The organism is Vibrio makurazakiensis (assembly GCF_050337375.1).
Classification (GTDB): domain Bacteria; phylum Pseudomonadota; class Gammaproteobacteria; order Enterobacterales; family Vibrionaceae; genus Vibrio; species Vibrio makurazakiensis.
In genome coordinates this window covers 1-11,958 of the sequence record NZ_JAKJSW010000138.1, presented here as the reverse complement: position 1 = coordinate 11,958, position 11,958 = coordinate 1, and the positions used below count along the sequence as shown (strand labels likewise).

Sequence of the window (11,958 nt, the reverse complement as noted above, 5' to 3'; positions counted from 1 at the left end):
GATCATTATTGTCTAAATGAGCATAGCCACCCCCAGATGCATCCCCTTTGTTGAGTTTAGGCGGTAACTCGTGCTCGGCGATAATCGATAAAGAGTTTGGTTCAATGAGTAATAAACGGGTAGCGCCGTATTCTAAACAAACGGTAACAAGGAGTTCTTGACGGTTGAATAATATAGTAGGGCAAGCAATAGCTTGAGCGTTTAGACGGTGTGAGGTTAAAGTATAGGCGTTACCTAATGGCCCAGAAAAGTTGGTCACATCAGAATTATAGTTATCGTAATGAAGCCCATTTTTCCCTAATGCTGATAGGTAAGGGTTGTCCACGGGTAATGAATGTTCAGGTAATGAGTTTGCCTCTACTACTTCACCAATAAACTCTGGTACCCCTGTTTCGAGAGCGCTTGCCGGTTGTGAGATCAGCGGTTCTACATATTTACACCCTGTTAGCGAAGCTACTATCATTAATCCTAATACATTGACTTTTAGTCGGCGGGAACTATTAACTTGGTGGTGACTTTCCTTGTTCATTATATTTCCTATTGTTGTTTGTGTTAATTAATAGACTAACAGCCAAAGTTAATAGGAAGTTCCTTATTTATGTATCTTTCGATGTGAGTCTGATTTATAAATTTCACTTTCACCTATTAATATCGTCAAATATAAATGGATTTACTTATCTAATACATACTAATAAGTTATATGAAGTTAGACTTTTATATTATGCATATGCGATCAAAATCCCAAGTTGATGTTTGCTCGATTGAAATAAAGYATATTGATTATATGGGGCTTGTATTAACTTTGAAATATGATCAAAACTAGTATAGATATGAAATCAATTGAGCAAATGGAGTGCGCAATGAATCATCCTAAGTACGATATATGTAGTCGTGTTCTTCACTGGGTAATGGCAGTCGTTATTATATATGCAACGGTCGCTGGCTACGCTATGCATTTCGTGATGGATCAACCTGCTATTTTCTCATTCTTGTCTATCTTAAATATGTCACTGGCTACTGTTGCGACTCCGATTCTGGTGATTCGTTTTATCTGGAGTCACTTTCGTATAGAGCCCAAAATGCCATCGACGATCCCCACTCTACAAAAAAGTGTGGCTAAGCTGGCTCACGCGTTAATTTATTTATTAATGTTTTTGGTGTTTAGTACAGGATATTTGATGCTAAAAGAACCTTATTCATTCTTCTGGTTAGTTACCATTGATAATATTATCTCTTCGCCAGAGGTTAACCAATTTTTCTTTATTTCACATAGAGTCAGTTGTGCATTATTAGTGGCATTAGTTTCATTACACGCGGCGGCAGCGTTGAAGCACCATTTTATTTCTAAGAACTATGTTTTAAAGATGATGATTTAATATGGAAGTAAATAATACCAACGTGAATCTTTGGATATTATTAAAGAGTCATTACTCAGAGAGTTCATTCACAGTAAAGTCAATAAAGTGCCTGACTTTTGCAGATAAATGTTTTTTGCTGGGATAAACCAAATAAGTTGGGATCTGTAGAGCAGGGTACTCTTTAAATAATTCAACGAGTCGACCATCTTCTACCTCATTACTAATATGATCTTTAGGCAGCCGAGTTATCCCTTGTCCAGCTAGGCACATAGCGAGCTCTAGTTGTGGACTGTTTGTAGTGATACTGCTTTCGGTATTCACGTTTAATGCTTTGCCGTCTTTTCCTATATACGTCCAGCGACTAGGGTGTTGACTCAGGTTATAGGTAATTACTTTGTGCTGAGCTAATTCTAGTGGGTTATCTGGCGTACCATACATCTCTAAGTATTGTGGTGAAGCAAGAGTAACGCCGTAAGTCGTGCATAGCTTACGGCAGACTAAGCTGGAATCTTCTAAGGAGTTAGAGGTGCGAATTACGATATCAAATCCCTCTTCTATTACATTAACTTTCCGGTCATTGATATCTATGTCTAAGTGTATTTTGGGATACTTCTGAGCAAATTTAACCAAAATAGGTTGGAGCTTCGTTAACCCAAAACTGACCGGGCAACTCAGTTTCAAGTGCCCTTGTGGTTCTAATTGACCACCTGATACTGCACTCTCTGCGGTTTGAGCATCTTCCACCAATTGTTGGCAGCGTTCAAAAAATTCTTTTCCCTCGGGTGTCAGGCTAAGGGTACGCGTTGTACGGTGCAATAGGCGCACGCCTAAACGTTCTTCAAGTTTACTTAGCTCTTTACTAATGTAAGACGTCGAGTGGTTTGTAGACAATGCTGCGTTTGTGAAGCTCCCCCGCTTTACAAGCTCTACAAAAATAACAATGCCGTCGAGTAAGTTAGTTTGTATTTGGTTTGTCATTCGTTTCACTCAAAAGATTGAAGGTCATATGGAAATAATCATTGCACAAATGGACTATTAATAAAGTTTTGCTAACAATCTATGCTGTATGTATCTCAAACATTCAGGAGCGGTTATGCAGCATATTACTAGAATCAATCACCTTGGTATTCGTGTTAGCGATTTTGAAACAGCGAGAGCATTTTATGCAAAGCTTGGGTTTCGCTACATAACCGGACCTGGTGGGCCTGAGCCTGTAGCTATTGTGGAGCACCCTTCAGGTATCAACATCAACCTAATCTTGAATTCGAACCAAAATCTGAAACAAAACGTGTTGATGGATCTTGCTGAAAAGCACACAGGCTATACCCATGTGGCGTTGGAAGTGAGTAACATGGAATTGTTTATTAGTGAATTAGCTGAACAAGGAATCGCCTTGAGTAGTGGGCCAATGAAGCACCCTACAGGCGTTTCAGCATTTATTCATGACCCTGACGACAATGTCATTGAGTTTATTGAATATGTTGGACTTTCTGCATTTGAATAGTTGGAACCAATTTTGTTGAAATTAATGTAGATGAGACAGCTAATAAAGGACTGAGCGATTATGAACAACCCACTTTTAGACAAACCGGTAAAAAGCGCATTACTCTCAATGGCAATCCCTGCAGCGTTCGGAATGTTAATGACGTTTTTATTCCAGTTAGTTGATAGCTATTTTGTTGGTCAGTTGGGAACACAAGAGCTGGCAGCGATGAGCTTTACCTATCCGGTGTACATTCTGATTGTGAGCTTGTTTATGGGAACGTCGGCTGGGGTATCCGCCACAGTTGGGCGCGCGCTAGGGGAACAAAATGCTAGAAAAGCTCAGTCATTGGTGACTATGTCAATTCTGCTGTTTAGCCTTGCCACTATTGCTCTAGGTGTTATCGGTTACTTCACTATGGAACTAGTGTTTGGTYGGCTTGGTGCAAGTAGTGCGTCAGTGGAGTTAGTTAAACTCTATATGGGGCCACTTTACCTAGGTATGTTTGTGCTGGTGGGCGGTTTGATTGCCAATTCTGCACTGATGTCTAAAGGCATTATGGTGAAGACCATGTTGATTATGGGCTTGGGTGGCGTTGTAAATGTGGTGTTTGATTACTTGCTGATTTTTGGAATAGGAGGCTTTCCTGAATTAGGGCTTATGGGTGCAGCATACGCCACAGTGATCTCGTGGACAGTCATACTATTACTCATGCTTAGCTTGCTTGTTAAAGAAGAACTGCTCTCGTTACGTGCTGTACATGATGTCAAAAGCCAGCTTTCGGAAGTGTTACGTATTTCTAGCCCTGCTATTGCCGCGCAAGTGTTGAACCCTATCGCTATCGCGGTTATTACACGTCTCGTTTCCCAATATGGTGACAGTGCTATGGCCGCATTCGGCATTGTGACACGAATCGAGTCTTTGGTATTGACCGGAATTTTATCTCTAAGCGTCATTGTGACGCCGTTAACCGCGCAAAATTTTGGAGCTAAAGCTTTTCAAAGGTTAGATCAAGTGATCGCGTATTCTGGGCGTATGACCGTGTATTGGGGGCTGACTTTCTGTGTGTTAACAGCCATATTCGTCGAGCCAATTATCGGGATCTTTACTGACAGCGCTGAGGTTATTGAATTTGGGCGCTGGTATTTTTACATTGTCGCAATTACCTTTCCTGCTTACGGCCTTGTTCTGGTTACCACGTCATTCTTTAACGGTGTGCAACAACCTGGCTTGTCGCTGAAATTAACATTAGTGAAGTCACTAGCACTTACGATTCCATTCGCGGTAGTCGGCGCTCAGTTCTCTAGCCAATATCTTTGGGTGGGGATTGGATTAGCTAATGTTGTAGGGTGTATATACGCTAAAGCTTTGCTCGACCAATGGCTAACCGAAAACGATTCGTCTTTGGTGGGTCACTCTCCATTGTCTGATTACACTTCAGATCTTAAAGGGATAGTTCGAAGACGTTAGCCATCGGTATTAACTCAAGTGCTCTGAGAATAGTTCTTCAATGAGTTGATAACGTTTTGGTAAGTCGCGATTCTTTTTACGGACGGTATATAGAGTTTCCTGAACCGGATTTTTGGGCTTAGTAATATAAAGGCTATCTTGGTCAGGGAAGCTCTCAACAGCACTATGAGGAAGCACTGTAAAGCCCAGCCCTTTAGACACAGGTAGTAGAATTTGCCCTAGTTGGTTCACGTATCCAGATTTGGTTAAATTCGTAATATCGGCTTTCTTTAAACTCTCTTCTCCGCAATGCTCAAAATACATAGATAAACAGTGCTCGACGTCAGGGTGTTTTATGAGCCCACATTCATTCAATAATTCAATGCTGATAGACTTATTTTCGTAGCATTTAGGAAGGATCAAACTTAGCGTTTCTTTGCCCAGAACTTCACTGTGGAAAAGGTTGGTATTAGGTTGTTGCGTGACAATACCAATATCAATGTCACCGGCCTGAATATCGTTCAGGATCTTGTGGTTAGGTGCTGCTTCTATTTGTATGCAAAGATCTGGATGAATGCGTTGAAGTTCAAGTAACCGAGGGTAAAAGAACAGTGCCATAGCCCCTGAACACGAAATGGAGCAGTCACCGCTATGAGGGTTATCAAACTTAAGGTTTTCGAGAAGCGCTGCTTCTTCTTTAGCAACCTTAATTGCGTAAGCATAAACTTGGCGACCACGTTCAGTGAGCTCAAAACTTTTGCCTTCTCTAGTGATCAACGGATAACCACACGCATGCTCAAGCTTCTTGATGTGTTGGGTTACGCCCGGTTGTGTCATGTAGAGTTTTTCAGCTGTTTGAGTGAAATGTCCGACATCAACCAAGGTTTTAAATGTCACTAACCATTGTGGGTTCAGCATACGTACCAACTTATATCTAATAACAGGAAATTATTATAATTACTGATAACGATTATATCTAGTTTACCAAGCTAAGGGGGAGAAGCAGGTATAAGGGCAAATAGAATGGTAATACTTGTGTCAGATGCGGTAATACAATTGAGGTTTGATATATAATCCGGTTTTACGCTTGCACAGCTTGTGCATGATAATAATTATTAAGGTAAGCCCTACAATGCCACTGAACAATATCAAATTTATCGCGACTGATATGGACGGTACTCTATTAAATGAACATAGCCAGCTTGATCCTAAATTTTTCGAACTTTACGAGCGTTTAGCTGAACGTGACATCATGTTTGCTGCAGCATCAGGCCGTCAGTACTACAGCTTGATTGAAACATTTTCACCATTGAAAGATCGTATGATGTTTGTGGCTGAAAACGGAACGTTAGTGATGCACCAAGGCAAAGAGCTTTATAGCTGCACGTTGGATAAAGATGCGATCGAAAAGATCATTAAAGAGGCTCGTGCAATTGAAGGCGCTCATATTGTTCTGTGTGGTAAAAAGTCAGCGTATATTGAAACCAAAAATGAACAAGCGACGACGGAGTTCGCCAAGTATTACCAACGTTGTCAATTTGTTGAAGATCTTTTAAGCGTTGAAGATGAGTTTATTAAGGTCGCAATTTGTCACTTTGGTGGCTCCCAAGAGCATGTTGCTCAGTCGATCAAAGCAAAATTTGCTGCTGATTACCAAGTAGTAGTAAGTGCCAAAATTTGGCTAGATGTGATGAACGCTCAGGCATCAAAAGGTGCGGCAATTAAGCATCTACAGCAGACGCTGGGCTTCACTTATGAGCAAACAATGAGTTTTGGCGATTACCTTAACGATTTAGAAATGCTTAAAGAAAGTTACCATTCTTACGCGATGGAAAATGCTCATCCTCAGCTGAAAGAAGTCKCTAGATTCAGTGCGCCAAGTAACAAAGAAGCGGGTGTCTTCAAAGTGCTTGAAGAGATGCTTGCTTAACGGGGTAACCACATTTCCGCATCTGAATTAAATGTCACTAAACCAGCCTATTCCACATTATGATGTGATTAAGGCTGGTTTTCTTTTGTTCGCACTAACAAGATAGGCTAACGTAGCTAAACCCAACTTATTGAGTTTTGTCTATGGAATCCTTGTCCCTTGCTCAAGCAAAGAAGCTTGTTCTTCATTCTCAGCAGCTACCGCCTAAACGTCTCCACAAGGATCCGTTGAAGTCGACTTTGAATGCGATAGAACATTTAGGGTATATCCAACTCGACACTATCTCCGTAATACAACGAGCACATCACCATACTTTATGGAGTCGGAACCCGGCCTATCAGGTAAGTCATCTCGATCAACTTATAGAGAACAAAGATATTTTCGAGTATTGGTCGCATGCTGCGGCGTACCTGCCTATGCGAGATTATCGTTTTAGCTTACACCGTAAAGAGGGCTTTCGGACTGGACGCATTAGTCATTGGTATAAGCGTGATCAGCAGTTAATCGATCATGTATCGGATCGAATAGAAAACGAAGGTCCACTAATGGCGAAGGACTTTGAAGGGGACAGGCCAAACCCGGGGGGATGGGGAGGTAAGCCAGCGAAACAAGCGTTAGAAACCTTGTTTATGCAAGGCGATTTAATGGTGTCGAAGCGTGTAAATTTCCATAAAGTTTACGACTTAACCGAGCGTGTTATTCCCGCAAGTATCGATACCTCTTTACCAACTGACGAGGAATATGCTCAATACCTCATCACTCGCTATTTAACGGCTAACGGGCTAGGTAATGCGACCGAAATGAGTTATTTGCTTAAAAAGACCAAACCTCTCGTTGAAAATGTACTTAAAGCCATGCTCGAAAGCGGTCAAATTACGGTGTTAACGGTACCAAGCCAAATGAAAGGGCAGGTTATTCGCTACTACGCGTTACCGGAGTCACTCTCGTTGTTAGATCGCCCATTAGCTCGCTCCCAGCTTAAGATCCTGTCTCCATTTGATAACTTATTGATCCAGCGTAAACGGATGCAAAGCCTGTTTGGGTTTGACTACTTGCTGGAATGTTACGTACCAGAAGCAAAGCGCCAATTTGGTTATTTCAGCCTGCCTATATTGTGGCGTGGAGAGCTTGTTGCTCGTATGGATTGTAAAGTGATTCGCAAGCAATCATTGCTGGTGGTCCATAATCTAGCTTTGGAAAGTAAGGTTAAAGACCTTGAAGGTTTTGTTGAGGCATTAAGGCAAGAACTAACGCCGTTTATGGCTTTTAATCAATGTAATGAATTTAGAATTGAATGTTCAACACCAAAGTATTTAGTTAGCTTACTGGCTTAAATGGTTGTCTTGATTTGAGAAGTGGTTATCAGGGAAGGGATTGAGGTGAAAAAGCCCAGCTCAGGGGGGATTCGAGCCGGGCTAAATGATCTAGAGCATCAAAGGTAAGACTTAACTAACCTGTGAAAAGTTCACAACTTTTTTCTCAAGCTTTGTTTTTAAGTAGTCAGAAATCGCTTGTTGCTCTGACTCATTGAGGTACAGACCTAGCTTGGTTCTACGCCACAAAATATCTTCTTCTGTTACAGACATTTCGTGCTCGACAAGGTAGTCGATCTCTTTCTGATAAACGCCATGAGCTTCTTCTGAGAATTTCTGACCAAGATCTTCTTCGCTCGTTACCCCGTCTAATAAGTTCCAAGTGTAAGTGCCAAATAGAGTGACATAGCGTAGAAGCAGTGAGTGAGGCATCCAAGCGTATTTAGATTGAATCATGGTCGCGAGCTGCTCACGGCTACAACTGAAGTTTCCGCCAGGTAATGTATCGTTTGCAGTCCAAGGTGCACCCATGTTTGGTAGGTAAGGGTTCAACTTCTTCAATGCAGCTTCACCTAGTTTACGGTAAGTCGTAAGTTTGCCACCGAAAATAGACAGTAATGGTGCCTGGTCTAGTTCAGCATCCAACTCTAAGGTGTAGTCACGTGTTATAGCTTGTGGTGAATCAGACTCATCATCACAAAGTGGGCGAACGCCACTGTATGTCCATACCACATCGTCAGCCGTTAGCTGTTGAACAAAATGTTGATTCACAATATCGACTAGGTAATCGACTTCGTCGTCAGAGATTGCGACTTCTCTAGGATCACCTTTGTATTCAAGATCGGTAGTACCGATGATTGAGAACTTATCTAGGTAAGGGATCATGAATACAATTCGATTGTCTTTATTCTGAAGAATATACGCTTGAGGTTCATCATGAATACGTGGAACAACAATATGTGAGCCTTTGATCAAACGTATGTTGCGTGGTGAATCTTGTTCTAGTCCATCATCAAAAAATTGCTTAACCCATGGGCCTGCGGCATTAACCAATGCTTTCGCTTTTCGTTCGAAGCGTTGACCTGTCATAACATCATGCACTGTTACATGCCAAATGTTGCCTTCACGGTGGGCTTTTTCTACGCGGCAGTAGTTGCGTACTTCAGCGTTATTTTCTTTTGCTGCTAACACGTTCATAAGCACCATACGTGCGTCATCAACCCAGCAATCAGAATATTCGAAACCGGTTTTGATTTCTGGTTTTAGCAAACCTGATTGAGCCAAGTTAACCGTTTTGCTACTTGGAAGTGTCGTGCGTTTACCCAAATTATCGTAAAGGAATAAGCCACAGCGAATCATCCATGCTGGGCGTAAAAATGGTCGATGTGGTAAACGAAAGCGCATTGGCTGTGCGATATGAGGGGCTTTTCTGAGTAGCACTTCGCGCTCTGCTAGAGCTTCAGAAACTAAACGAAACTCGTAGTGCTCAAGGTAGCGTAAGCCACCATGGATCAGTTTTGAACTTGCAGACGAAGTAGCCGATGCGAAATCATTTGCTTCATATAAGCCGACAGTTAACCCGCGACCAGCAGCATCCGCAGCGATGCCTGCGCCGTTGATACCACCACCGATTACGATCAAATCTAAAGTGGAAGATGTACTATTTTTTGAATTATTTGATTGAGCACTCATGAATTTGACCTCTTGGTGAGCGAACGAGCATTTTGGGAACTCATTAAATCCTATACGAACTTTCGTTTCTGGTCATTTTTTATTTTCGTTTATGCGCGTTTTATGTGATTCACGCATAAAAAAACCCCTACTTAAGTTAAGTAGAGGTTAAACTTGAGGCTAAATTGAGTATAGTGCGTGTTTTAGGCGTGTTCGAACATTTTCATGAGTTCATGTTGTAAGGGTGTAAAAATAATGTTTATTTTCCCGCATCTGCACTTGTTGCCTTAATCACTTCTAAAGGAATCGATGATTCTTTGAGGATGGTCAGGATTTCTTCAGGTGGCTGCTTATTCGTAAATACCATATGCGCTTGATTGATATTTCCAAGCTTAACCATGGCGTTACGTCCAAACTTAGAATGGTCGACGGCGATGAAGATACTGCGACTGTTTTCAATAATCGCCTGTTTCACTCTTACTTCATGGTAGTCAAAGTCGAGTAGTGAGCCATCAAAGTCGATACCACTAACCCCTAAGATCCCGAAGTCTAAGCGGAATTGTTTGACGAAATCGAGCGTGGCTTCGCCCATTATACCACCATCCACGTTTCGGACTTCACCACCGGCCAGTATCACTTTAATTTCAGCGTTAGGCAGCAGTATGGTCGCCACATTGATGTTGTTAGTGACAACTCTAAGTTGCTTGTGGTTTTTATTGAGCGCGCGAGCAATGGCTTCTGGGGTTGTCCCTATATCTATGAAGAGCGTAGCGCCATCAGGAATGTGTTTAACCACCTCTTCTGCGATGACATCTTTTTCGTTGAAATTTAGCGCTTTACGCGTGTCATAAGACGTGTTTTCTGAGCTAAGAGGCACAGTTGCGCCACCGTGGTAACGACGAATCTTGTTCGTGTCTGCAAGTTCGTTTAGGTCACGTCGAATGGTCTGAGGGCTCACATCAAACCTTTCAACGAGTTCATCGGTACTGACATATCCTTGTGTTTTTACCAGATCAACGATCTGTTGGTGTCTTGGTATTTGCTTCACTTACCACTCCCTTGTGCTCAAAAGATATTCTAGAGCACCAAATTCGAAAATATAAACTCGTGCTATTGTGCTCGAATTGGTGAGGAGTGAGAAGCTTCTAAGCTAAGGAATCAGGGCTAAAACGCAAAAAGAGCACCATATAGGTGCTCTTTTGACTTTCGTTTCGCACGATTCGCTCAAAAAACGAGTGCGATTACCGAATATATACGTTGTTATGCGTCTTCGTCGTGAAGCTCAGACCATACTTGTGCACATTTAATAGCGCGTTTCCAACCTTTGTAGCGGCGTGCGCGTTTTTCTTCGTCGTGATGAGGTTCGAATGTACGGTTCAGAACTGCTTTGTTTTGTAGTTCATCAATGCTGTCCCAGAAACCAACAGSCAAACCAGCTAGGTAAGCTGCACCAAGAGCGGTCACTTCTGTTACTTCAGGGCGGTGAACTTCTGTATCCAGAACATCTGATTGGAATTGCATTAAGAAGTTGTTCGCTACTGCACCACCATCGACACGTAGSTTCGCTAGTTTAATGCCAGAGTCAGCTTGCATTGCATCTAGTACGTCACGAGTTTGGTAGGCAATGCCTTCAAGTGTTGCTCGAATAATATGGTTAGAGTTAACACCACGGGTTAAGCCAACAATCGTACCACGAGCATATGCGTCCCAGTATGGCGCGCCAAGACCTGTAAATGCAGGTACAACGTATACGCCATTTGATGAATCAACCTTAGTGGCAAAATATTCAGAATCTTCTGCGCCAGCCAGTAATTTCATCTCGTCGCGAAGCCACTGAATTGATGCTCCGCCCATGAATACCGCGCCTTCCAGTGCGTAAGCTGGTTCACCTTTAGGGCCACATGCTAGAGTCGTTAGTAGACCATTGCGTGATGTGACTTTCTCTTTACCTGTATTCATCAGTAAGAAACAACCCGTACCATAGGTGTTCTTCGCTTGACCTGCTTCTACACACATTTGACCAAATAGTGCAGCTTGTTGGTCACCTGCGATACCGGCGATTGGGATACGTGTTCCGCCTTTACCGCCAAGGTTAGTTTGGCCGTAAACTTCTGATGAACGTTTTACTTCAGGCATCATTGATGCAGGGATACCCATTTCATCAAGTAGCTTTTGATCCCAGCATAGGTCGTTAATGTTGAACAACATGGTACGTGACGCGTTCGTGTAATCAGTAACGTGAATGCGGCCTTGCGTCATTTTCCATACTAGCCAAGTATCAACAGTACCAAACAGTAGTTTGCCTTCTTCAGCGTCTTCACGAGCGCCTTCAACATTGTCTAGAATCCATTTTACTTTTGTACCTGAGAAATACGGGTCAAGGACTAAGCCTGTATTGTCACGTACGTAGTCTTCTAGGCCACGAGCTTTAAGGTCTTCACAGATATCAGCAGTACGACGACATTGCCACACAATCGCGTTATAAACCGGTTTACCCGTTTCTTTATTCCAAACAATAGTTGTTTCACGTTGGTTGGTGATACCAATACCCGCCAGTTCGTCACTACGAATGCCAGCTTTTGCTAGTGCTTCAACCAGTGTTGAGCTTTGCGTTGCCCAAATTTCCATTGGATCGTGCTCTACCCAACCTGCTTCAGGGTAGATTTGAGTAAACTCACGTTGAGCGGAGCTGACGATATTTGCATCGTGGTCTAGGATAACAGCGCGAGAGCTTGTTGTGCCCTGGTCGAGTGC

The 11,958-nt window shown here is 42.4% G+C and carries 11 protein-coding genes; 5 read left to right on the top strand and 6 right to left on the bottom strand.

Features of this window, described 5'->3' with window-relative positions:
- Nucleotides 1-529: hypothetical protein (locus tag L4C33_RS14890; protein WP_428813207.1), on the bottom strand; the 529-nt coding region annotated here is incomplete at its 3' end.
- A 331-nt stretch (nt 530-860) separates the two neighbouring features.
- Here L4C33_RS14890 and L4C33_RS14885 point away from each other — a divergent pair.
- Nucleotides 861-1,376 carry a cytochrome b gene (locus L4C33_RS14885; protein WP_428813206.1) on the top strand — a complete coding sequence of 172 codons (516 nt, stop codon included), beginning with the start codon at nt 861-863 and terminating at the stop codon, nt 1,374-1,376.
- A 51-nt stretch (nt 1,377-1,427) separates the two neighbouring features.
- On the opposite strand, the gene L4C33_RS14880 is transcribed toward L4C33_RS14885, so the two are convergent.
- Nucleotides 1,428-2,336 carry a LysR family transcriptional regulator gene (locus L4C33_RS14880; protein ID WP_428813205.1) on the bottom strand — a complete coding sequence of 303 codons (909 nt, stop codon included), beginning with the start codon at nt 2,334-2,336 and terminating at the stop codon, nt 1,428-1,430.
- Between the two features lie 115 nt (nt 2,337-2,451).
- Here L4C33_RS14880 and L4C33_RS14875 point away from each other — a divergent pair, with 115 nt between their 5' ends.
- Nucleotides 2,452-2,862, top strand: coding sequence for a VOC family protein (locus L4C33_RS14875; RefSeq protein WP_428813204.1), 411 nt, complete (start codon nt 2,452-2,454; stop codon nt 2,860-2,862).
- 60 nt (nt 2,863-2,922) lie between these two features.
- The gene (locus L4C33_RS14870) at nt 2,923-4,311 is read left to right on the top strand and encodes an MATE family efflux transporter (RefSeq protein WP_428813203.1); all 1,389 of its coding nucleotides are present in this window, start codon (nt 2,923-2,925) and stop codon (nt 4,309-4,311) included.
- 9 nt (nt 4,312-4,320) lie between these two features.
- Here the strand turns inward: L4C33_RS14870 and L4C33_RS14865 are convergent, their stop codons facing one another.
- Nucleotides 4,321-5,208, bottom strand: a complete 888-nt coding sequence (locus L4C33_RS14865) for a LysR family transcriptional regulator (RefSeq protein ID WP_428813202.1) — start codon at nt 5,206-5,208, stop codon at nt 4,321-4,323.
- 214 nt (nt 5,209-5,422) lie between these two features.
- On the opposite strand from L4C33_RS14865, the gene L4C33_RS14860 reads away from it, so the two are divergent.
- Together L4C33_RS14860 and L4C33_RS14855 are read left to right on the top strand one after the other, a co-directional pair.
- The gene (locus L4C33_RS14860; protein WP_428813201.1) at nt 5,423-6,220 is read left to right on the top strand and encodes a Cof-type HAD-IIB family hydrolase; all 798 of its coding nucleotides are present in this window, start codon (nt 5,423-5,425) and stop codon (nt 6,218-6,220) included.
- Between the two features lie 143 nt (nt 6,221-6,363).
- A complete protein-coding gene (locus tag L4C33_RS14855) occupies nt 6,364-7,554 on the top strand; it encodes a winged helix-turn-helix domain-containing protein (protein WP_428813200.1) in 1,191 nt (396 codons plus the stop codon).
- A gap of 111 nt (nt 7,555-7,665) precedes the next feature.
- Here L4C33_RS14855 and glpD read toward each other — a convergent pair whose 3' ends face one another.
- From glpD to glpK, 3 genes are all read right to left on the bottom strand, one after another.
- Nucleotides 7,666-9,225 carry a glycerol-3-phosphate dehydrogenase gene (glpD, locus tag L4C33_RS14850; protein ID WP_428813199.1) on the bottom strand — a complete coding sequence of 520 codons (1,560 nt, stop codon included), beginning with the start codon at nt 9,223-9,225 and terminating at the stop codon, nt 7,666-7,668.
- 238 nt (nt 9,226-9,463) lie between these two features.
- Complete coding sequence (locus tag L4C33_RS14845; RefSeq protein WP_428813198.1) at nt 9,464-10,252, bottom strand: DeoR/GlpR family transcriptional regulator; 789 nt, start codon at nt 10,250-10,252, stop codon at nt 9,464-9,466.
- A gap of 212 nt (nt 10,253-10,464) precedes the next feature.
- A partial coding sequence (gene glpK / locus L4C33_RS14840; RefSeq protein WP_428813197.1) for a glycerol kinase GlpK occupies nt 10,465-11,958 on the bottom strand: 1,494 nt, incomplete at its 5' end.

What these genes read in the sequence shown, in the direction of transcription:
- glpD (WP_428813199.1), bottom strand. Translation starts at nt 9,225, where the DNA reads ATGAGTGCTCAATCAAATAATTCAAAAAATAGTACATCTTCCACTTTA.
- L4C33_RS14875 (WP_428813204.1), top strand. Translation starts at nt 2,452, where the DNA reads ATGCAGCATATTACTAGAATCAATCACCTTGGTATTCGTGTTAGCGAT.
- L4C33_RS14865 (WP_428813202.1), bottom strand. Translation starts at nt 5,208, where the DNA reads ATGCTGAACCCACAATGGTTAGTGACATTTAAAACCTTGGTTGATGTC.
- L4C33_RS14885 (WP_428813206.1), top strand. Translation starts at nt 861, where the DNA reads ATGAATCATCCTAAGTACGATATATGTAGTCGTGTTCTTCACTGGGTA.
- L4C33_RS14880 (WP_428813205.1), bottom strand. Translation starts at nt 2,336, where the DNA reads ATGACAAACCAAATACAAACTAACTTACTCGACGGCATTGTTATTTTT.
- L4C33_RS14855 (WP_428813200.1), top strand. Translation starts at nt 6,364, where the DNA reads ATGGAATCCTTGTCCCTTGCTCAAGCAAAGAAGCTTGTTCTTCATTCT.